This is a genomic window from Mesorhizobium prunaredense (assembly GCF_900156895.1).
Taxonomy (GTDB): Bacteria; Pseudomonadota; Alphaproteobacteria; order Rhizobiales; family Rhizobiaceae; genus Mesorhizobium; species Mesorhizobium prunaredense.
Genome location: NZ_FTPD01000045.1, coordinates 655,822 through 675,618 on the forward strand (window position 1 = coordinate 655,822; position 19,797 = coordinate 675,618).

The following is a 19,797-nucleotide window of genomic DNA, read 5'->3' on the forward strand; positions in this document are numbered from 1 at the left end:
GGCACGATCTTTTCCGAGAACCGCGCTTCATCTTTCGGGACCATGCTCTAACACGGCTCAACCAGCCGGAAAAGCAGCTGAAATGCTCGGCCGCAGTTGCATTGGCAACTTTACCGACTATATTCCGGCCAAATTTCACGGGGCCGCCAAATTACCCGTTTGGCGGCTGTTTTTCAAAATTCAGGAGTACTTCGATGTTCGTGACACCGGCATATGCCCAAGGCGTCGGCACCTCCCCGGATATGTTCATCAGCATTTTGCCGTTTGTCCTGATTTTCGTGATCATGTATTTTCTGATCATCCGGCCGCAGCGCACGCAGTTGAAGAAGCGCGGCGAGATGCTGGCGGCGGTGCGCCGCGGCGATACGGTCGTCACTGGCGGCGGTTTCGTCGGCAAGGTGACCAAGGTGATCGACGACAACGAGCTCGAGATCGATCTCGGCGGTGGCACCAAGGTAACGGCGCTGCGCTCGACGATCGCCGATGTGCGCGTAAAGGGCGAGCCAGTGGCGAACCAGAACGCCAAGAAATAAACCGATTGTCGGCGAACGATCTGCGGATACACCCAGACCGACAAACGCCATTTGCTGTATTTTCGCGCTTCAGGACAACTCAGATCTGGCTGGCCGCCCGTATCACGGGGCGCCAACGATCTCGTGATGCCATTGCGCGCTGGTCCCATGCCGGCAAGATTGACAATAGTTGAAGAAAGCCCGATGGCAGCATCAAAGTGAACTGTCTTGTGCTCGACATCAACCTATGTGCGGACCACGGCGAGCCAGTCGCGAACCAGAGCGCCTAGAAATAACCCAATTCCAGGCGGAACGATCCGCCCGAACGCCGTGACGGACGACGCCATATGCTTTACTTCTCGCGCTTCAAGATGATCCTGATCTGGCTGGCGGTGGCCGCCACAGTGATCCTCGCTGCGCCCAATCTTTTTTCGGCAAGCACGCTCGCCAGGCTTCCCGACTGGGTGCCGAAGCGCCAGATGACGCTCGGCCTCGATCTGCAGGGCGGCTCGCATATCCTGCTCAGGATGGATCCGAACGATCTGATCAAGGATCGGCTGGAGACGACGCGCGACGAAATCAGGACGCGGCTGCGCGATGCCAAGATCGGTTATACCGGCCTTGCCGGATCAGGCCGGGCCGTGCAGGTCCGCATCACCGATCCCGGTCAGGTCGAAGCCGCCAAGACGGCGCTGAAGACATTGACCGACCCGGTGGCCGCCGGCCTGTTCAGCGGCGGCTCCGTCCAGGAAATGTCGCTGGACGATTCCGAGCCCGGTCTGCTCAAATTCGCCTTCACCGATGCCGGCATCAAATATCGCACGTCGACGGCGCTGGCGCAGTCGCTCGAAGTCGTCGAGCGCCGCGTCAATGAACTCGGCACCACCGAGCCGATCGTGCAACGCCAAGGCGACGACCGCATTCTGGTCCAGGTGCCGGGCCTGCAGGATCCGCAACGGCTGAAGGACATTCTAGGCCAGACCGCCAAGCTGACCTTCCAGATGGTCGACCAGTCGATGCCGGTGCAGGACGCGCTCAACGGTCGTCCGCCGGCCGGATCCTCGGTGTTGTATTCGCAGGATGATCCGCCGGTTCCCTATCTGATCGAGAACCGGGTCATCGTTTCTGGCGAAAATCTCGTCGATGCGCAGGCGACGTACAATTCCCAGACCAGTGAGCCGGTGGTTTCGTTCACCTTCGATTCCAAGGGAGCGGCGCGTTTCGGCCAGGCCACCTCGCAGAATGTCGGCAAGCTGTTTGCCATCATCCTCGACAATCAGGTGATTTCGGCGCCGCAGATCCGCGAACCGATCCTTGGCGGCAGCGGCCAGATCTCAGGCAATTTCACCGCCGAGAGCGCCAACGACCTCGCCGTGCTGTTGCGTGCCGGCGCGCTGCCGGCGACGCTGACGGTGATCGAAGAGCGCACGGTAGGCCCTGGGCTCGGCGAGGATTCCATTCACGCCGGCAAGGTCGCCGGCGTGATCGGCTCCATCCTCGTCGTCGTGTTCATGTTCGTGGCCTATGGCTTTCTCGGCTTCATTGCCAACATCGCGCTGGCGGTGCATGTGGCGATGATCATCGGGTTATTGTCGTTGCTTGGCGCGACACTGACATTGCCCGGCATCGCCGGCATCGTGCTGACCATCGGCATGGCGGTCGATTCAAACGTTCTCATCTACGAGCGCATCCGCGAGGAGCGACGAAACGGTCGCTCGGTAATCCAGGCGATCGACACGGGCTTTTCCAAAGCGCTGGCGACCATCGTCGATTCGAACGTCACCTCGCTGATCGCGACCGTGGTGCTGTTCTGGCTGGGGACCGGGCCGGTGAAGGGCTTTGCCGTAACCTTCGCCATCGGCATTCTGACCACCGTCTTCACCGCCTTCACCTTCACCCGCCTGCTGGTGTCGATCTGGCTTCGCCGCGCCCGCCCGAAGGAATTGCCGCGCGCGCCGGTGACCTTCGTCCCGCCGGGCACGCGAATTCCGTTCATGGGCATCCGCCGCTGGACATTCGCGCTGTCCAGCGTGCTGTCGATCCTGGCGGTCGTGTTGTTCATGACCGTCGACATCAATTACGGCATCGACTTCAAGGGCGGTTCGCTGATCGAGGTTCAGGCCAAGGATGGCACCGCCGATATTGCCGACATCCGCGGCAGGCTTTCGGAACTCAACATCGGTGAAGTGCAGGTGCAGCAGTTCGGCGACCCGAACGACGTCTTGATTCGCGTCGGTACGCAGGAGGGCGGCGAGAACGCCGAACAGACCGTCATCGACAAGGTGCGTGGCGAGTTGCAGGACCATTATGATTTCCGCCGCGTCGAGGTGGTGGGACCGACGGTTTCCGGCGAGCTCGCCAAGCAAGGCACCATCGCCATGCTGGTCGCACTGCTCGGAATCCTGGTCTATGTCTGGTTTCGCTTCGAATGGCAGTTCGCGGTCGGCGCCATCATCGCCACGGTCCACGATGTGGTCATGACGATCGGCTTCTTCGTCATCACCGGTCTCGAATTCAACCAATCGTCGCTTGCAGCGATACTCACCATCATCGGCTATTCGCTCAATGACACGATCGTCGTCTATGACCGTGTTCGCGAAGACTTGCGAAAATATAAGAGGATGCCGCTGCCGCAATTGTTGAACAACGCCATCAACGAGACGCTGTCGCGAACGACGCTGACCTCGGTGACGACAATGCTCGCGCTCCTGGCGCTGGTGCTGTTCGGCGGCGAGGTGATCCGCTCGTTCACGCTGGCGATGCTGTTCGGCGTCGTCTTCGGAACCTATTCGTCGATCTTCATCGCCGCGCCATTGCTCATCCTGTTCAAGCTGCGGCCGGAGACCGCGACGGCCGATGTGGAGAAGCCGGTGAGCGGCGGCAAAGCCATAGCAACCTGACGGGCGGCCAACGGGATGACCAAAGGCATTGTCATCCGTGAAGCGCATTTCCCCGGCCGTGCGCCGATCGAGGCCTATGGCAATGGCGGGTTTCGCTTCGCCGACATGTCGCATCGCGGCTCGCTCCTGTGCCTGCCGTCGGGCATCTATGGCTGGGAGCCGGCTGATCCCCTGGCACTGACGCCGGCGGATTTCGCCAAGCTGCTCAACGAGGCTGACCAGGTCGAGATCCTGCTGGTCGGCGCCGGCAAGGAACTCAGGCCGTTGCCGGCGGCGCTGCGTGCTGCGCTGAAGGCGGTGGGCATTGCGGCCGATCCGATGTCGACTGGTGCTGCCGTGCGGACCTACAATGTTCTCCTGGCGGAAAACCGTGCAGTGGCCGCCGCACTGATTGCCGTCGAGTGACGTGAGCGAAAACGCCAAAATCGTCATGGAAACGGTGCGCGCCGCCGATCGTGATCGCTATGTCTGCGCGCTCTATGCGCCCGAGGACAAGCGTGACGCGCTGTTTTCGCTCTACGCCTTCAATGCCGAGATATCAGGCATTCGCGACCGTATCCGGGAGGCCCTGCCGGGCGAGGTGCGACTGCAATGGTGGCGCGATGTCATCGCAGCCGAGGACACCGGGGCAGGCACCGGCCATCCCGTCGCCGACGCGTTGAAGGCGACGATTTCCACCCACCACCTGCCGAAGCCTGCCTTCGAGAACATGCTCGAAGCCCGTATTTTCGATCTCTATGACGACCCCATGCCGTCGCGCACCGATCTGGAAGGCTATTGCGGCGAGACCGCGGCGGCGCTCATCCAGCTTGCAGCGATGGTGCTCGATCCCGTCGCAGCACCGCAGTTTGCCGAACTTGCGGGCAGGGCAGGTTGCGCACAAGCGATGACCGGCCTTTTGCTGCTGCTGCCGCTGCATCGCAAGCGTGGGCAATGCTTTGTCCCGGCCGACATTCTGGCTGCGGCAGGGTCGTCGTCCGAGGAGTTCGTTGCGGGCGATGACGGGCCTGGAGCACAACGCGCCGTCGCCGCGATGATCGCGCTGGCGCAAGAACATCTTGCGGCATTCGAGCAGGGCGCGTCGGCGTTGCCGGTTTCGCTCAGACCAGCATTTTTGCCGCTGGCCTTGTCGCGCGCCTATCTCGGCAAGATGGAAAGTTCTCGTCAGTCACCTCTGAACGACACGGCGCGGCTCTCGGCCTGGCGCCGGCATTGGCTGCTGTTGCGCCGCGCAACGCGAGGCTGGCCGGACGCCTGAAAGCTGACAAGCATGAAGGATCCGGAAAGCCGGAACTATCACGGCAGCCGTCTGTCACGATGGGTCGCTCGACCCGCCATCGCGCATCAGCGCCTCATAGTCGCGACCGCCATAGAAGATGTTGACGATGCGGACGAGATCGTCGCTGACAATGTAGGCGATGATGGCGGAGTGCTCGAACGGAACCGTTCGCAATCCCGGCGCAATGTCGTCGCGCGACCGGCCGCCGCGAGGCGCATTGCCGATGCTCTGGCAGCGTTGTTTAATCCGATCGACAAAACCATCTGCGATGCTTTCGCTGCCGCTGCTCTCAAGGATATAGGCAGCCATCGCTTTGAGATCGGTAATAGCTTCTTCGCTAAGAACGACGGCGAGACGCTGTATCATCATTGTCTCGCGCGCGTTGCGAAATCCGGCTCTTTACCCTGTCGATTGCTTCTTCGAGCGGAACAGCGGGCCTCGTGTCCTCGATCGACGCTTTCACACGCGCCCTGATCGACGCCATACGCTGGGCGTGTTCTTCCTCTTCGCGCTGGAACGCGCGAAGTGCTGCGCGGATCACCTCGCTCGCCGATCCAAAGGTGCCATCCTCGACTTTTTCGCGGATCATGCGCGCCATAGCGGGCGTGACGGTGACGGACAGTTTCTCGGCGGGCTCCATGAAATTGCTCCCTTTGACGGATAGTAGGATAGTATCCTACTATCCTCGACAAGAACAGACAGGCGGACTATTCCGCCGCTTCCGCCGCCGATGATGCCAGCCCCAGCCATTTGCGGCAGTCGGCCAGCGCGCGTGATGTCACCGCACGCCGCTTGGTGACGGTCTTGTCCTTGCCGCGCAGGCGTTTTCCCTCGGCTTTCGGAGCTTCCACCGGAGGGAACAAGCCGAAATTGATGTTCATCGGCTGGAATGAGCGCTTTCCCGGCTCGTCGTCGGAAACGATGTGACCGCCGGTAATATGGTTGAGCAGCGCGCCAAAGGCTGTGGTCATCGGCGGCAGCGCCGGCGCGTGGCCCAGCCGCTCGGCGGCGGCAAAACGCCCGGCAAGCAGGCCGATGGCGGCACTTTCGACATAGCCCTCGCAGCCAGTAATCTGGCCGGCGAAGCGCAGGCCGGGCCGTGATTTCAACTGCAGCGAGTGGTCAAGCAACGTCGGCGAATTGATATAGGTGTTGCGGTGCAGGCCGCCGAGGCGGGCAAACTCGGCGTTTTCGAGGCCCGGGATGGTGCGGAACACGCGCACCTGCTCGGCGTGCTTCAGCTTGGTCTGGAAGCCGACCATGTTGTAGAGCGTGCCCAGCGCATTGTCCTGGCGAAGCTGCACGACGGCATAGGCCTTTACCGACGGATTGTGCGCATTGGTCAGCCCCATCGGCTTCATTGGCCCATGGCGCAGCGTCTCGACGCCGCGCTCGGCCATGATCTCGATCGGCAGGCAGCCGTCGAAATAGGGCGTGCCTTCCCACTGCTTGAATTCGGTCTTTTGGCCCTCGAGAAGCGCCCCTACGAAGGCGAGATATTGGTCCTTGTCCATCGGACAGTTGATGTAATCCTTGCCGGTGCCGCCGGGTCCGACCTTGTCGTAGCGTGACTGGAACCAGCAGATGTCCATGTCGATCGTGTCGAAATGGACGATTGGCGCGATGGCATCGAAGAAGGCGAGCGCATCGGCGCCGGTCACTTCCGCGATCGATTGGGCGAGCCCAGGTGCGGTCAGCGGTCCGGTGGCGATGATCGCCTGGTCCCAATCCGCCGGCGGCAGGCCGGGCACTTCCTCGCGCTGGATGGTGATGAGCGGGTGCGCTTCGAGCTTTTTTGTCACCGCTCCGGAAAACCCGTCGCGGTCGACAGCCAGCGCACCGCCGGCCGGCACCTGGTGGGCGTCGCCGGCGCTCATGATCAGCGAACCGGCCAGCCGCATTTCGGCGTGCAGCAGGCCGACGGCGTTGGTCTGCGCATCGTCGGAGCGGAAGGAATTGGAACAGACGAGTTCGGCCAATCCATCCGTCTTGTGCGCGTCGGTGCCGCGGATGGGACGCATTTCATGCAGCACGACGGGAACGCCGGCTTCGGCCGCCTGCCAGGCGGCTTCAGAACCGGCCAGGCCACCGCCGATGACGTGAATGGGGTTCTTGTTCATGAGCGCCGAAATAATCCTTTGTAGCTGCGATTGCAATTACACGAGCCGGCCGCGTTGTTGCCGCCAAGTGCTGCAATCGTCTACTGTCGGAGAATGGATGGGATGCTTGGGATCTTTGCCAGAGCGACATTTCTGACAGTCGTGATCGCCGTGGGCGGATCAGCGGCCGCCGGCGAACTGGCCGCGACGGCTTCCAAGCGGATCCCCATCTGCCACGGATACAGCTGCAACTATCGCACGATGCTGGCGCTTGGCCCCGGTGACGGCGCGCGTTTCCGCTCTATCCTGCGTGCCGGCGCCGGTTCGCCGCAAGCCGAGCGTGCCGCTATTTCGAAGGCTGTTCGCTATTTCGAACAGCGCATTCTCCGGGCCACCGGCATTCGCGATCTGCCGCAGTCGGAATTCGGCGCATCGCGCATCAGGGGCCAGATGGATTGTGTCGACGAATCGACCAATACGCATGCGCTGCTGGTGTATCTTGCCGAGCGAAAATTGCTCAGGTTCCACAAGGTCGAGGACAGGGCCTCGCGAGGCTTGTTTGTCGACGGGCGCTATCCCCATTGGACGGCGGTGATCAGCGACCACAGGGGCACCGAGTGGGTGGTGGATTCCTGGTATGCGCCGATGGGCGGCGCACCGGACATTTTTCCGCTGAGCCAGTGGAAGAAGCGGGGCGTGCTGGAAAGCGGTGCGCTCGACTGACGACAGGGACTTCCCCGCCAGAACGATTTTCGCAGAACGATTCTCAGAGAGTGCGTCGCCCCTGAAAAACAACAACACCCGCCGGGGGAGGATCCGGCGGGTGTCGTTTTGCTGGTCGATCCTCGGGAGGAGGTGAAGATCGACCGTATTCGTCATCGCCGGGGAGGAGGTCGGCTTTGACGAAATTCCTTTCGCCTGATGAAAGGGGGCGAAACCCTATTGGACGAAATTTGTTTCGCCCTGGGACCAAATTTGTTTCGCCCTGGGGAGGAAATCAATTCGCCCCGGGGAAACAGCGCCCGCCGCGGGAGGAGGTGCGGCGGGCGCCGTTTTTGTGGTCAACCCTCGGGAGGAGGTGAAGGCTGACCGTATCCGTCAGGGTCGGGGAGGAGGTCGACCCTGGCGAAATTCTGACTAGATCGCCTTGCGGGCGATGCTCTTGATCTCTTCGCGGACGATGCCGAGATCATGCAGCTGGCGGTTCGAAAGGCGACCCAGCTCGGTAACCGTCGAGCGATAAACGCGCCAGTTACGATAGTTGCGGATCAGGTTCATTGTCGTTCTCTTTTCAAGTCAAACTGGTTCGGACCATTTGCGGTCCGAAGAGGATTAGACCGCCTTGCGGGCGACGTAGTGGATGTCGCTGCGGCTGATGCCGAGGTCGGTCAGTTCGCGGTTGTTCAGGCGGCTCAGCTCGGAAACGGTGTCCCGGTAGCGGCGCCAGTTGCGGTAGTTGCGGATGAGGTTCATGGTATTTCTCGTTTCGTCTTTCTTCCGGATCATTCCGTCTTTGTCTACGGCCTGAAGATAGGTCGGGTCATATCGATTTAAAAGCGCTATTGGTGCATAGCAGCAATGCAAATTGTGCAATGCACCATCGCCGCCAAATCACGTCTTCGACATAGATAGGCCCGAATCGGAAAATGCCGTAGCGTCAACGGTTTGGCCGGGTCGGCTGAAAAAAAGAGCAAGCTGGGGGAGAAAGGCATGGCGAGTTATTCGTCACGCGTCAGGACCGATATCGCACGATGGCTGCAGGCTGGACTGATCGACACCTCGACGGCCGACGCGCTGACGCGCGACGTCGAGGCCAATGAGCGCAAATCACTGAGCTTCGGCTCGATTCTGGCGATGATGGCGGCGTTGCTTTTTGGCGCCGCCGTCCTGATCTTCGTCGCCGCCAACTGGGAAGCCATCCCGCGGCTGGCGCGGGTGGCAGCGCTCTTCGCTATCATCTTTGCCGGCTATGTCGGCGGCGCCGTGCTGAAGACACGCGACCATGCTGCAATCGGCGAGGCACTCTGGATCGTCGCCGCAGCGGCATTCGGCGGATCGATCGCGCTGATCGGCCAGATGTATCATTTGTCAGGCGACGAAGCGTCGGCCTTGATCACCTGGGGCGCGGGCACCGCCGTGGCGGCAGTTGCGCTGCGCTCGAACCCGCTGACCGTCGCGTCTGTCGGCATTGCCGACGCATGGCTGTTCCTGAGAGGGTTCGACTATTTCAGGCGCACGGAATTTCCGCACCACTTCGTCGTCATGGCGATCGTGTTGTTCGCCATTTCGTTCTGGACCCGCAGCCAGGCGGCGCGGCATCTGATCATCCTGTCGATCATCTTCTATCTCGTGCTGCTGTTTACGGAATACGAAACGCTGCAGGTCGCCGTCCCGCTCATTATCGTGTCGGCGCTGCTTTTCGCGGCTGCGATCTTCGCTGCCGGGCCCGTCGACCGGATATTGCAGCTTGGCGGCCGTCTGCCCTTGCACGCGCTGATCGGGTTTCTCACCGGCCTGGCGATGATCCAGTTCGAGCTGGCCGGTGAAAGCAATAACAGCGGCTTCGGCATTGCCTCGGCCGTTGCGCTTGCCGGCATTGTCGCGGCAATCGTGCTGGGCGGCCGCGAGAGCAGGGGCTTGCGCTGGGTTGCCTATGCCGGCTTCGCCTTCGAACTCGCCATCATCTATGTGGTGATGCTGCAGTCGATGCTCGACACGGCAGGCTTCTTCCTTGCAGCCGCTGTGCTTCTTGGCCTGCTTGCCCTTGTCATCCTCCGCGTGGAAAAGCGCATGAGGGCCCCCGACATAGAAGGAGCGGCGGCATGATGACCGGCAAAAAACTGATCATTTCAGCGCTGGTGCTGGCGCTCGTCCAGATCGGCTTCCTGAGCTGGATCATCGCCGGCCGGGCGGCAATCCTGCGCGACGGCAAGCAAGTGTTGCTGAGGGTCGAACCGATCGATCCGCGCGATCTCCTGCGCGGCGACTATATTATGCTCAGCTATGATATTTCGCGCCTACCGGTGAAGCTGATCGCCAACATTCCGGCCGGCAAACTGACGAGCGACGATACGCCGATCGTGGTCAGGCTGAAGCAGGGCGCCGACGGCTATTGGGGCGCAACCACGGCCCGGTTCGGGCAAGCGCCTGCGCCGGCAGTATCCGATGAAGTCGATATCGTCGGGCATGTGTCAGAAGGGTGGGATTTCAGCGCAGCCACGACGATCGCGCCGGATTACGGCATCGAACGCTTTTATCTGCCGGAAGGCGAGGGGATGGCGATCCAGAACGACATGCGGGTGCGGCCGTTCGGCGTCCGCGTCGCAATCGCAGCCGATGGCGCCGCGCAGATCAAGGCGCTGATGGACGGCGACAAGACGCTGTTCGAGGAACCGCTCTATTAGTATTGGCCCGGATTGGAATTGGCAAAGCGTGGCCGGCTCGGACAGCATCAAACATGACGATTCTCGTGACCGCTGCCTCGATGCCGCGATGGCGATGCCGGCGGTGATCGCCTCGCAGGCGGATTCGACCCCCAACGCCTTGCGGTAGTGGACCTTAATCCACTGTTCGAGGGGAGCAGTGGTGCGGGTAGAGGGACTCGAACCCCCACGTTCTCACGCCAGAACCTAAATCTGGTGCGTCTACCAATTCCGCCATACCCGCTGGCTTCGTGTCACCGTGACATGTCTATGTCACAACCCATGTCACAAGTTCAACACTTAGATTTTCGAGGTTTTTGGGCCTCGCGTTGGCGTCCACGCCGGTCGCTTGGGCAAGTCCCAGCCCGTGGACCGTGGGCAAACGCCGCGCCGTGCATCGGCATCGCGCTCAACTGACGGTCATATAATGTCTGCCGCTGGAGCACAAAGTTGTGGCGGACATTCAGTCTCCTCGCAAGCTGAACACCAAGATGAACACCGAATGGTGCCGTCGGCGGCCACGGCGCGGACTTTCTGTCCAAAGTAGGCGACGGCGGCGCGAACGAACTCGTCGGCGGCCGGTCTTCCTGCCCAAGGATGTATTCAAATTCTTTCAAATTGATTCGGAATATTTTTCTACCCGTAAGTCACGACCGCAAACATTGTTTCGTGTTAGCGATTCAAACACCCTGTGGGTTCGTTATTGCTAAAGTAGTGGCCTTGAAACTGCTGCTGCGAGGTAATCACCAAAGGAGAGTGTCATGGCAAACGTCGTTAACAGCTTCGCCGCAGCTTTGGCCTGTGGCGCACTTGTTTTATCTCTTTCTCTTCCCTCCAGCGCAGGCGGCATTACCGTCGGCGCCGGCGCATCGGTTGGCGGCCGAGGCGGCGTAAACGCCGGTCTCGGCGCCTCGATTGGCGGCAGTGGCGGCGTCAATGCGGGAGTCGGCGCTTCGATCGGCGGTAGCAGCGGGCTAAATACGGGAGCCGGCAAATCGATCGGCGGCAAGAAACGCATTATCGCGGGTGTCGGCGCTTCGATCGGCGGCCGAAGCGGGGTGAATGCCGGCGCCGGCGCCTCGATCGGCGGCAGCAGGGGCGTTAGCGCTGGTGCCGGCGCCAATGTCGGCGGCACGCGTGGCGTCACGGCTGGCCTGGGTGCCAATGTCGGCGGCACGCGTGGCGTCACGGCCGGCCTGGGCGCCAATGCCGGCGGCACCGGTGGTATCACTGCTGGCGCAGGCGCAAATGTAGGCGGCACCGGCATCGTTGCAGCGGGTGTGGGTGCCAATGTTGGTGGGACGAGCGGCGTCGGCGTCGGTGTAGGCGTCGGCGGCGGGACCCTTGCTGGAACATCCGGGACTACTGGAACCCCCGGCGCTCCCGGAGTGAGCCTGGTCGCGCAGATGTCCAGCAGCCAGTTGACACGGATGAAGAAGCGCTGCGTCGACGTGCTCGGGAGCAGCGGCACATACGATCGCGACCTACGTGAGCTTTGCTTGCTGATCGCACGCCGCTGAGAAGACTGTTGCGCAAACGGGAGTGTCGCATCGGCCGTGCAGGCTTTGACAACACTCTCCTGGCCTCGCGGCCGGCCCGTCACTCGTAAGGTGGCGGGCTTCTCTGCATCAGGACCGCTGCGCTGAGCGGCTGACGACTTCGGGGTGGCTAAACCAGCGGGAGCCAAGAGGGAGTGGAACCTGAAGCCAGCGCGTCCAGCAATTCCGCCGCATCCGCGTTGCCCGGCAGGCAGCCATCATTCTGTCAATGTCGCGGTCAAAATAGCGGCCGTTCGCCGGCGCATGATCCCGAAAAACGAAAAATCGTATTTTTGGGGATCATGCGCCAAAATCAAGGTGCTCCAGCATCCTGTGCGCGTCCAAGATGACGCGCGGCGCTGTAGACGCGAAGATGGTTGAAAATCGGCCGCGCCTGTGACAAAAGGCGTGTCGAACGTGACGGGATGCGACGATCCACTTCTGCAGAATGTGATAAGAAGTCGGAAAAACAAAGACTTATTCACATTTTGGAGCGTGTTTCTGGACGATTTGAGCCGCGTTGAGTGGACAGATCGCCAAGTCCCGCACCAAAAGCCATTCCCGGCAAGATCATACCGGCAGGCTGTAAACGGCAAGAGCCGTTTGGCTGCCTCATTGGTGGAAACGAAGGTTCTATGATGCAGGTCACCGAAACGCTCAACTCCGGTCTCAAGCGCGAGATCAAGATCACCGTGCCGGCCGGTGACATGGAAGCCAAGCTGATGGCGCGGCTTTCCGATGCCAGGAGCAAGGTCCGCATCAACGGCTTTCGCCCCGGCAAGGTGCCGGTGCAGCACCTGCGCAAGGTCTACGGCAAGTCGTTCATGGCCGAAGTGGTCAACGAGATCCTCAACGATTCGACCCGATCGATCATTACCGGCCGCGGCGAAAAGGCTGCCATGCAGCCCGAAGTGATCATGACCGAGGACGAGAAGGAGGCCGAGAAGATCCTGGCCGGCGGCGCCGACTTCGAGTTCCGCCTGAACTACGAGATCATTCCGCCGATCGAGATCAAGGATTTCTCCGACATCAAGGTGACGCGTCAGGTGTTCGACGTGCCGGATTCGGAAATCGACGAGCAGGTCAAGCGTGTCGCCGAATCGGCGCGCACCTACGAACCGAAGACCGGCAAGGCCGCCGAGGGCGACCGCGTGACGATCGACTATGTCGGCAAGATCGACGGCGAAGCCTTCAGCGGCGGCGCCGGCACGGACCAGCCGCTGGTGCTCGGCTCCAAGGAATTCATTCCCGGCTTCGAGGATCAGCTCATCGGCAGCAAGGCCGGCGACGAGAGGCAGGTCACGGTCACGTTCCCGGAAAACTACCAGGCGGCGCATCTGGCCGGCAAGGAAGCCACCTTCGACGTCACCGTCAAGGAAGTGTCCCAGCCCGGGGCGTTGGAGATCAACGACGAAATGGCCAAGAATCTCGGCCTGGAGTCGCTGGAGCGCCTGCGTGAGGTGGTGCGCGGCCAGATCGAGAACCAGTTCGGCTCGATGACGCGCCAGAAAATCAAGCGCCAGCTGCTCGACCAGCTCGACGCCGCCTATTCGTTCGAGGCGCCGTCGAAGCTCGTCGAGGCCGAGTTCAACAACATCTGGAACCAGGTCAACCGCGATCTGGAAGCCGCCGGCCGCACCTTCGCCGACGAGGAGACGACGGAAGAAGAGGCGCGCGCCGAATATATGCGGCTTGCCGAGCGCCGTGTGCGTCTCGGCCTGGTTCTCGCCGAAATCGGCGAGAAGGCCGGCGTCACCGTGTCGGACGAGGAACTGCAGCGTGGCCTGCTCGAGCAGGTGCGCCGCTATCCGGCCAACCAGCAGCAGGAAGCCTTCGAATTCTACCGCAGCAATCCCGAAGCGCTGAACACGTTGCGCGCGCCGCTGTTCGAGGAGAAGGTGGTCGACCATCTGCTCAGCCAGATTTCGGTCACCGACGTCAAGGTCAGCAAGGAAGAACTGATGGCCGACGACGACGAGGACAGCGAGACGGCCAAGGCGAAGCCGGCGAAGAAAGCCGCAGCAAAGAAGGCCGACGCCAACAAGGCCGACGATGCGGAAGAGCCCAAGAAGAAGCCCGCGCCGAAGAAGAAAGCTGCCAAGGACGCCGAATAACACGGCATTCTGCTGGATGTGAAAGGCCGCCCTCGAGGCGGCCTTTTTTGGGTGTGCCGCCGACGTCGCAAGGCCGTTGCCGCCACCGCTGCCGCCCTATTCGCGCGGCAATTGATTGACGAGGATCCGCATCACGGTGACCCGTTTGGGCAGCTCGACGAGAAACTCTTCGTCACGCGGCAGGTGATGGATCTTATGCGGGTCACCGCCGGTGAAGCTCGCCATTGCTTCGACATCAGGCCAGAACGAGATCGTCACGAACTCTGTCTCTTCTTCGCGATCCTCGCGAAACAACTGCACGCCCAGTGCCTTCTCCTGAAGCGGCGGAATGCCTTCGCGGCGTAGATATGGCTCGTAGGCGTCAGCCAGATCACGGCGTGTCCTTCCCCGCCAGATCCGGGCGATTGTGGCGTTGTCGATCATGGAGTGCGCTCCTCTCGATGGGTTGTCATGAGGATGGGGCGGAATCCGCTGCGGTGTTGTGCGGGCGATTAATGCAGGACCTTGCCCAGAAACCGTCGCACCAGTGGCAGGGCGACCTCGAAGTGTGTCTCCAGCAGCCAGTGCCCGGCGTCGTCCAGCAAATGCAGCTCGGCCTCGGGGAGATCGCGCAGATAGGCGCGCGCTGCCGGCTCGGGCATGTATTCGTCCTTCGGTCCCCAAAGGATGATTGCCGGTGGCCGCTGCTCGCGCAGGTATGCCTGGTAACGAGGGAACCAGTCGAGATTAGCCTTGAGCTTCTCCATCAGTCCGACTGAAAGCGCACGGCGCACAGGCGTATCCATCAGCGGCCAATGCAACTTCCACAGATCGGGCGGGACACGTCGAGCGACGTCGTCATCGACTTCGCCTACGAACTCGGCGCGAAAGCCGTCTTCGCTCACCGCCTGTTCGAGCGGTGCACGGTTGGCTGGTGAAGGATCGCGCCAGAAGCGCCGGATCGTTTCGTATTTCGGGCCAAGAGCATCGGCGTAGATGTCGCCATTCTGGATGATCAGGGCCCTGATCCGCGATGGGTGCGCTATGGCGTGGCGCAGGCCGATCTGCGAGCCGTAGTCGTGCAGCCATAGCGCGTAGCTGCCGAGCTCCAGCGCGTCGGTGAACCGCTCCAGGAAAATTGCATAGGCATCAAAATCATAACCGAACCGTGCCGGATCGCCACTGTAGCCAAAGCCGGGGAAATCCGGCGCGACCGTCCGCCACCGATCGGCGAGCGCCGCCATCAGCCGGCGATATTGGAAGGATGAGCAGGGATAGCCATGCGGAAGCAGCAACACCGGCGCGGTTTCAGGACCCGCTTCTCTGTAAAAGACGGTGTCCCCGTCGATCGTCCGGGTGCCGTGGCGCACCTCCAGGTCGCTCCTGTCGTTCATCGACACTTCTCTGATTTTTTTGTCTTCCAGATGTTTGACCGTAACTGGTCTAACGCCTTTACCCGGTATGCGTTCCGGTTGCGCTCGACGCCGATCGGCCTGCCTCGTCGCCTCAGCGGCGATCGTGCGGATCGACTTCTTCTATCTGCTGGCCAGATTCTGTGGTATGTAAATGCCGCAATTCCATGCGGGAGACGCGGATATTCCGCTCTGTCGTGAAGGGGCGCATGCCGTGTCGGCACGCGCAGATCGTCCAGCAGATTTGGCGATCGGGGAGGATATGCCATGCGTGCAATCGCGTTTTTCGCAGTCGTGTCCGTTGCGATCTTCGTCACGAGCCAATCCCAGGCACAGGATGCCGCCGCGGGTGAGAAGGTCTTTGCCAAATGCAAGGTTTGTCACGTCGTTGACAAGGATCAGAACAAGGTCGGGCCGTCGCTGAGCGGCGTCATCGGCCGGACGGCCGGCACGCATCCGGGGTTCAAGTATTCCAAAGCCATGACCGAGGCGGGTAAATCCGGCGTCAAATGGGACGACGCCACGCTGACGAATTATCTTCGCGATCCCAAGGCCATGATCAAAGGTGGGAAGATGGCGTTTCCCGGTCTCAAGAAGGACGAGGATCTTGCCAACGTCATCGCCTATCTGAAGCAATTCTCCAAATGACCTGGTTCTTCCTCCAGGAAGTAACCAGGTTCTTCCACCAGGAAGTAACCCGGTTCTTCCACCAGGAAGTAACCCGGTTCTTCCACCAGGAAGTAGCCTGGCTCTTCCGCCGGCCGATGGGCCGGCCAGATTGCGTGTGCCAATCGGTAGTCGCCTGAGATGTCGGCTCGGGAAAGCGGCCTCAAGGATACCGGTATCCCAATTTCGGAAGCGACGGTCAGTGATTTCTTCGCGCTTCTGAAACCACGCGTCATGGCCCTTGCTGTTTTTACCGCTTTCGTCGGCCTGATGGTGGCGCCCGGGGCGATGAATCCGGTCATCGCCGTGATTGCAATTGGTGCAATTGCGGTTGGAGCGGGAGCGGCCGGGGCACTCAACATGTGGTACGATGCCGATATTGACGCGTTGATGTCGCGCACGTCAAAGCGGCCGGTTCCGTCAGGCCGGGTCACGCCAGGCGAAGCGCTCGGCTTCGGCCTGGTGCTTTCCGTACTTGCGATCATGACGCTCGGCGTGCTGGTGGGGTGGCTCGCCGCATCGCTGCTGGCCTTCACCATCTTCTTTTACGTCGTCATCTACACGATGTGGCTGAAACGCTCGACGCCGCAGAACATCGTCATAGGCGGCGCCGCAGGGGCCCTTCCTCCTGTCATCGGGTGGGCGGCCGCCACCGGCGCTGTCGGGGTTGAAAGTCTCGTCCTGTTTATGATCATTTTCCTCTGGACGCCGCCGCATTTCTGGGCGCTCGCGCTGTTCAAGATCGGCGACTATGCCGCGGCCGGCATTCCCATGATGCCGAACGTGGCCGGCCAGGTTTCGACCAGGAAACAAATCTTCGTCTATTCGCTGATCCTGGCACCAATCGGCGTGCTCCCTTGGGCTTTCGGATTCGCGAGCGGATTGTACGGGATTGTTTCGGCCGCATTGGGCGCGGGTTTCATCTGGCATGCCTGGAAGCTTCTGGTCGACAAAAGGTGGGCTGAAGGATGGGAGATGAAACGCGCAAAGGCGCTGTTTGCCTATTCGATATTCTATCTTTTCGCGATCTTTGCCGTGCTGCTTGCCGATACCGTTGCAATGCGTGCCGTCATGTCAGCCGGAAATTTGATGGCCGGAAATTGACGAAATGACCTGCTCAGGCCTCACGTCGGCAGTGCACAAAATCCCAAAAACAGCAGAATAACGACGCCAAGGCCGAGTATGAGAACGGTCTTTCCATCCATGACCTTCACCCCCTTCAACCCAGTTTGAGACTATCGAACAAAGGCCGTTAGGGCTAGTGGATGGAATCTGACACTTGGTGCCAGCGTTTGACGGCAGCAATGATCTTGTCGGGGTCGGCAGTCCAAGAGAAGGGCTGGGCTGCTGGTTGTGCTCTGCGAGGAAGCGGTTGATCGCGGCCTGGAGGTCGACGACGGAGTGGAAGGACGCCCCGCTTGAGGCGACGTTTCGACAGTTTTGCAAGAAGCCCTCGACCGCGTTGAGCCACGAGCATGAGGTCGGTGTGAAGTGGAAGGCGAACCGCTGATGACGGTTGAGTCAGGCTCGCATGCCCAGTCGCAAAGGGGAACCCCAAGCCGGACTCTTATGTCAGGCGGGAACCACGTGGCAAAAATCTGACGCCCGGTACCCGGTGCGGAATACCTGTTCTGTGACCCTTTGCGGAAGTTTGCTCGTCCTCGGCCGAACTCACGCCCATGACCCCATTCCAGACCTTCCGGTGCATCCACAGCAAGGGTCCTTGCGGCAACACAAAGCTTCTGAATTCTGCTATGGTGCCCTTGTCCGGCATGGCCCGACTGGAGAACGCGATTGTGGATCGCAAGCTCGCCGCCATTTTTGCTGCCGATGTGGTTGGCTACTCGGCGCTCATGGAGCGCGACGAGAAGGGCACCTATGAGCGGCTCAAAGCCGGGCGCGAGCAGCTGTTCGAACCCGAAATCGCGAGGCACCACGGGCGCGTGTTCAAGCTCATGGGCGACGGCATGCTGGCCGAATTCGGTTCGGTGGTCGATGCAGTCGAATGCGCGGCCTCGCTCCAGCGCGGACTGGCGGAGCGCAACGCCGAGGTGCCGGACGATCAGCGCATCCAGGTGCGCATCGGCATCAATCTAGGCGAGATGATTGTTGAGGGAGACGACCGCTTCGGCGAGGGCGTCAACATTGCCACGCGTCTGGAGCAGCTCGCCGAGCCGGGCGGCATTTGGGTTTCCGGGAAGGTCGCCAAGGAGGTGGAGAAGAAACTCGCCTTCGGCTTCGAGCCGATGGGCCCGCAACGGGTCAAAAACATTGCGGAGCCGATCCAGGCCTTCAGGGCCAAGCTCGACGGCGCACTGGTGAAGCGCCGCGCACCCGTCTCCGCCCGGCGACTGGCGCCATGGGCCGCCGCGCTCGCCGCGATTGCGGCATTGGCGGCGATGTGGTTCGTCGGGACTACGCCTGCTGATGCGCCAACGGCCTCGGCCACCATTCCCTCGATCGCGGTGCTGCCCTTCGACAACATGGGCGGCGATCCAGCCCTCACCTATTTCGGCGACGGCGTTGCCGAAGACATCATCTCGATGCTGGCCCGCGCGCCAGATCTTTCGGTGATCGCCCGCAATTCGTCCTTCACCTACAAGGGCAGGGCCACCGATATCCGGCAGGTCGGCAAGGAGCTCGGCGTCGGCTACGTGCTAGAAGGCAGTGTCCGAAAGGACGCCGACAAGGTTCGCATTGTCGCGCAGCTTGTCGACGCCAAGTCCGGCGAGCATGTCTGGGCCGAGCGTTTCGACAAGACCGGCACCGATCCATGGGCGCTGCAGGACGAGGTGACGGGCAAGATCATCGGCGCGCTGACCGGCGAGAAGGGACAACTCAAGCGGGCCCAATACCGCGAAGCCTGGGGCCAGGATACGGCCAATCTTCGGGAGTATGACTATTATCTGCGCGGCCACGATCTGCTGATGCAACTCACGCCCGAGGGAAATACCGAAGCTGGCCGCATCTGGACCCAGGGCCTTGCCGAATTTCCCGATTCGGCACTGCTCCGTATCAAGCTCGGCTTTTATCACACCTTTGAAGTCGTCAATGGTTGGAGCGGTGCACCGACCGACGATATCCGCCGGGCAGGCCAACTCGTTCGCGAAGCCTTCGCGATCAAGGGGCTCTCTCCCTTGGAGAAGAAGCTGGCTCATTATTTGTTTGCCTATGTCCACACCCTCGAAGGCGATTTGCAAGCCGCGGTGCAGGAAGCGGAACTTGCAGTGGCCCTGGCTCCGAACGACGCCTTTCTGCGCGGCGACTGTTCGCAGTTTCACACATTTGTGGGAAACTATGACAAGGCTATCGACTGGGCCGACTTCGCGATCAGGAACGACCCAGCGCTCATTGCCATGTACGCGATGTACAAAGGCTGGGCGGAGACCGCTGCGGAACGATACGTCGAGTCGCGCGAGACCATGAAAGAAATAGGCGATGTCTTCGTCAATGCACCGCTGCTGCGGGCCATCAATGCGGTGCGGCTCGGCTTGCCCGATGAGGCGAAGGCTGAGATCGGGAAGGCCTTGAGAATGATCCCCGGCTTCACCGCCCATCGCTGGCATGAAATCGCCTTCGCCAGCGACCCAGCCATCCTCAACCGCCAGATCGCCGATCTCATTGCTGCCGGGCTGCCGGAGAAATAAGCATAACATAAGTTTGTCGTGACTGGATGTTCCAAATGATGCATCTCGCAGAGACGAGAAGTACGGCAGAAACCACCCTGAGCGGGCTTACGACGCCGGTACTAAGCGCCAGTCTTCGACCACTAGCCTGATCACCGAGGCCGTCCTCCCGGATAAAGGGCAGCGACAAATCCCATGCAAGAGCGTATGTTGATCATGGTGCAGGTTGCGATTTTGCGTGGCCAGTCAC

Annotated in this window: 19 protein-coding genes, 1 tRNA gene and 1 pseudogene; 12 read left to right on the forward strand and 9 right to left on the reverse strand. The window is 61.2% G+C overall.

Annotated elements, in window-relative coordinates; translation table 11 throughout:
* The first annotated feature begins 194 nt into the window (after positions 1-194).
* The 4 genes from yajC (at position 195) to BQ8794_RS26950 (ending at position 4,670) form a co-directional block, all read left to right on the forward strand.
* Positions 195-533 carry a preprotein translocase subunit YajC gene (gene yajC / locus BQ8794_RS26935; protein ID WP_023802565.1) on the forward strand — a complete coding sequence of 113 codons (339 nt, stop codon included), beginning with the start codon at positions 195-197 and terminating at the stop codon, positions 531-533.
* A gap of 326 nt (positions 534-859) precedes the next feature.
* Positions 860-3,412, forward strand: a complete 2,553-nt coding sequence (gene secDF, locus BQ8794_RS26940) for a protein translocase subunit SecDF (protein ID WP_077381586.1) — start codon at positions 860-862, stop codon at positions 3,410-3,412.
* A 15-nt stretch (positions 3,413-3,427) separates the two neighbouring features.
* On the forward strand, positions 3,428-3,817 hold the full coding sequence (locus BQ8794_RS26945; RefSeq protein WP_077381587.1) for an Mth938-like domain-containing protein: 390 nt from the start codon (positions 3,428-3,430) through the stop codon (positions 3,815-3,817).
* Position 3,818: 1 nt separating this feature from the next.
* A complete protein-coding gene (locus BQ8794_RS26950) occupies positions 3,819-4,670 on the forward strand; it encodes a phytoene/squalene synthase family protein (protein WP_167378848.1) in 852 nt (283 codons plus the stop codon).
* Positions 4,671-4,724: 54 nt separating this feature from the next.
* On the opposite strand, the gene BQ8794_RS26955 is transcribed toward BQ8794_RS26950, so the two are convergent.
* The 3 genes from BQ8794_RS26955 to trmFO form a co-directional block, all read right to left on the reverse strand.
* Positions 4,725-5,057 (reverse strand): type II toxin-antitoxin system RelE/ParE family toxin, encoded by a 333-nt coding sequence (locus BQ8794_RS26955; protein WP_167378849.1) that lies wholly within the window; start codon positions 5,055-5,057, stop codon positions 4,725-4,727.
* The gene (locus tag BQ8794_RS26960) at positions 5,029-5,331 is read right to left on the reverse strand and encodes a type II toxin-antitoxin system ParD family antitoxin (RefSeq protein WP_077381589.1); all 303 of its coding nucleotides are present in this window, start codon (positions 5,329-5,331) and stop codon (positions 5,029-5,031) included. The genes BQ8794_RS26955 and BQ8794_RS26960 overlap by 29 nt, the downstream gene beginning before the upstream one ends.
* Before the next feature lie 67 nt (positions 5,332-5,398).
* Positions 5,399-6,811, reverse strand: a complete 1,413-nt coding sequence (trmFO, locus tag BQ8794_RS26965) for a methylenetetrahydrofolate--tRNA-(uracil(54)-C(5))-methyltransferase (FADH(2)-oxidizing) TrmFO (protein ID WP_077381590.1) — start codon at positions 6,809-6,811, stop codon at positions 5,399-5,401.
* 102 nt (positions 6,812-6,913) lie between these two features.
* Between trmFO and BQ8794_RS26970 the strand changes: the two genes are divergently transcribed.
* A complete protein-coding gene (locus BQ8794_RS26970) occupies positions 6,914-7,513 on the forward strand; it encodes a hypothetical protein (RefSeq protein WP_244555108.1) in 600 nt (199 codons plus the stop codon).
* Positions 7,514-7,927: 414 nt separating this feature from the next.
* Here BQ8794_RS26970 and BQ8794_RS26975 read toward each other — a convergent pair whose 3' ends face one another.
* Entirely contained in the window at positions 7,928-8,068 is a 141-nt protein-coding gene (locus BQ8794_RS26975) for a DUF1127 domain-containing protein (RefSeq protein ID WP_023802557.1), read from the reverse strand.
* Positions 8,069-8,122: 54 nt separating this feature from the next.
* Positions 8,123-8,263 carry a DUF1127 domain-containing protein gene (locus BQ8794_RS26980; protein WP_077381719.1) on the reverse strand — a complete coding sequence of 47 codons (141 nt, stop codon included), beginning with the start codon at positions 8,261-8,263 and terminating at the stop codon, positions 8,123-8,125.
* A 237-nt stretch (positions 8,264-8,500) separates the two neighbouring features.
* Between BQ8794_RS26980 and BQ8794_RS26985 the strand changes: the two genes are divergently transcribed.
* Positions 8,501-9,616, forward strand: a complete 1,116-nt coding sequence (locus tag BQ8794_RS26985) for a DUF2157 domain-containing protein (RefSeq protein WP_077381720.1) — start codon at positions 8,501-8,503, stop codon at positions 9,614-9,616.
* Positions 9,613-10,194: a GDYXXLXY domain-containing protein gene (locus BQ8794_RS26990; protein WP_077381591.1), complete on the forward strand. Its 582-nt coding sequence runs from the start codon at positions 9,613-9,615 to the stop codon at positions 10,192-10,194. Before BQ8794_RS26985 ends, BQ8794_RS26990 begins: the two co-directional genes overlap by 4 nt.
* A 179-nt stretch (positions 10,195-10,373) precedes the next feature.
* On the opposite strand, the gene BQ8794_RS26995 is transcribed toward BQ8794_RS26990, so the two are convergent.
* Positions 10,374-10,456 (reverse strand) — tRNA-Leu (locus BQ8794_RS26995).
* Between the two features lie 517 nt (positions 10,457-10,973).
* Between BQ8794_RS26995 and BQ8794_RS35150 the strand changes: the two genes are divergently transcribed.
* Positions 10,974-11,732 carry a hypothetical protein gene (locus tag BQ8794_RS35150; RefSeq protein ID WP_143744691.1) on the forward strand — a complete coding sequence of 253 codons (759 nt, stop codon included), beginning with the start codon at positions 10,974-10,976 and terminating at the stop codon, positions 11,730-11,732.
* 656 nt (positions 11,733-12,388) lie between these two features.
* Positions 12,389-13,864, forward strand: a complete 1,476-nt coding sequence (gene tig, locus BQ8794_RS27005; protein WP_077381721.1) for a trigger factor — start codon at positions 12,389-12,391, stop codon at positions 13,862-13,864.
* 96 nt (positions 13,865-13,960) lie between these two features.
* Here tig and BQ8794_RS27010 read toward each other — a convergent pair whose 3' ends face one another.
* Positions 13,961-14,287: an antibiotic biosynthesis monooxygenase family protein gene (locus BQ8794_RS27010; RefSeq protein ID WP_077381593.1), complete on the reverse strand. Its 327-nt coding sequence runs from the start codon at positions 14,285-14,287 to the stop codon at positions 13,961-13,963.
* 68 nt (positions 14,288-14,355) lie between these two features.
* Positions 14,356-15,237 carry an alpha/beta fold hydrolase gene (locus BQ8794_RS27015; RefSeq protein ID WP_077381594.1) on the reverse strand — a complete coding sequence of 294 codons (882 nt, stop codon included), beginning with the start codon at positions 15,235-15,237 and terminating at the stop codon, positions 14,356-14,358.
* 285 nt (positions 15,238-15,522) lie between these two features.
* Here BQ8794_RS27015 and BQ8794_RS27020 point away from each other — a divergent pair, with 285 nt between their 5' ends.
* The gene (locus tag BQ8794_RS27020; RefSeq protein WP_077381595.1) at positions 15,523-15,903 is read left to right on the forward strand and encodes a c-type cytochrome; all 381 of its coding nucleotides are present in this window, start codon (positions 15,523-15,525) and stop codon (positions 15,901-15,903) included.
* Positions 15,904-16,062: 159 nt separating this feature from the next.
* Entirely contained in the window at positions 16,063-17,025 is a 963-nt protein-coding gene (locus BQ8794_RS27025; protein ID WP_077381596.1) for a heme o synthase, read from the forward strand.
* 154 nt (positions 17,026-17,179) lie between these two features.
* Here BQ8794_RS27025 and BQ8794_RS27030 read toward each other — a convergent pair.
* Positions 17,180-17,442, reverse strand: a pseudogene (locus tag BQ8794_RS27030) (IS630 family transposase); the annotation flags it as partial.
* Positions 17,443-17,717: 275 nt separating this feature from the next.
* Here BQ8794_RS27030 and BQ8794_RS27035 point away from each other — a divergent pair.
* Positions 17,718-19,568, forward strand: coding sequence for an adenylate/guanylate cyclase domain-containing protein (locus BQ8794_RS27035; protein WP_077381722.1), 1,851 nt, complete (start codon positions 17,718-17,720; stop codon positions 19,566-19,568).
* Positions 19,569-19,797 lie beyond the last annotated feature (229 nt).

What these genes read in the sequence shown, in the direction of transcription:
- yajC (WP_023802565.1), top strand. Translation starts at nt 195, where the DNA reads ATGTTCGTGACACCGGCATATGCCCAAGGCGTCGGCACCTCCCCGGAT.
- secDF (WP_077381586.1), top strand. Translation starts at nt 860, where the DNA reads ATGCTTTACTTCTCGCGCTTCAAGATGATCCTGATCTGGCTGGCGGTG.
- BQ8794_RS26945 (WP_077381587.1), top strand. Translation starts at nt 3,428, where the DNA reads ATGACCAAAGGCATTGTCATCCGTGAAGCGCATTTCCCCGGCCGTGCG.
- BQ8794_RS26955 (WP_167378849.1), bottom strand. Translation starts at nt 5,057, where the DNA reads ATGATACAGCGTCTCGCCGTCGTTCTTAGCGAAGAAGCTATTACCGAT.
- BQ8794_RS26960 (WP_077381589.1), bottom strand. Translation starts at nt 5,331, where the DNA reads ATGGAGCCCGCCGAGAAACTGTCCGTCACCGTCACGCCCGCTATGGCG.
- trmFO (WP_077381590.1), bottom strand. Translation starts at nt 6,811, where the DNA reads ATGAACAAGAACCCCATTCACGTCATCGGCGGTGGCCTGGCCGGTTCT.
- BQ8794_RS26970 (WP_244555108.1), top strand. Translation starts at nt 6,914, where the DNA reads ATGCTTGGGATCTTTGCCAGAGCGACATTTCTGACAGTCGTGATCGCC.
- BQ8794_RS26975 (WP_023802557.1), bottom strand. Translation starts at nt 8,068, where the DNA reads ATGAACCTGATCCGCAACTATCGTAACTGGCGCGTTTATCGCTCGACG.
- BQ8794_RS26980 (WP_077381719.1), bottom strand. Translation starts at nt 8,263, where the DNA reads ATGAACCTCATCCGCAACTACCGCAACTGGCGCCGCTACCGGGACACC.
- BQ8794_RS26985 (WP_077381720.1), top strand. Translation starts at nt 8,501, where the DNA reads ATGGCGAGTTATTCGTCACGCGTCAGGACCGATATCGCACGATGGCTG.
- BQ8794_RS26990 (WP_077381591.1), top strand. Translation starts at nt 9,613, where the DNA reads ATGATGACCGGCAAAAAACTGATCATTTCAGCGCTGGTGCTGGCGCTC.
- BQ8794_RS35150 (WP_143744691.1), top strand. Translation starts at nt 10,974, where the DNA reads ATGGCAAACGTCGTTAACAGCTTCGCCGCAGCTTTGGCCTGTGGCGCA.
- tig (WP_077381721.1), top strand. Translation starts at nt 12,389, where the DNA reads ATGCAGGTCACCGAAACGCTCAACTCCGGTCTCAAGCGCGAGATCAAG.
- BQ8794_RS27010 (WP_077381593.1), bottom strand. Translation starts at nt 14,287, where the DNA reads ATGATCGACAACGCCACAATCGCCCGGATCTGGCGGGGAAGGACACGC.
- BQ8794_RS27015 (WP_077381594.1), bottom strand. Translation starts at nt 15,237, where the DNA reads ATGAACGACAGGAGCGACCTGGAGGTGCGCCACGGCACCCGGACGATC.
- BQ8794_RS27020 (WP_077381595.1), top strand. Translation starts at nt 15,523, where the DNA reads ATGCGTGCAATCGCGTTTTTCGCAGTCGTGTCCGTTGCGATCTTCGTC.
- BQ8794_RS27025 (WP_077381596.1), top strand. Translation starts at nt 16,063, where the DNA reads ATGTCGGCTCGGGAAAGCGGCCTCAAGGATACCGGTATCCCAATTTCG.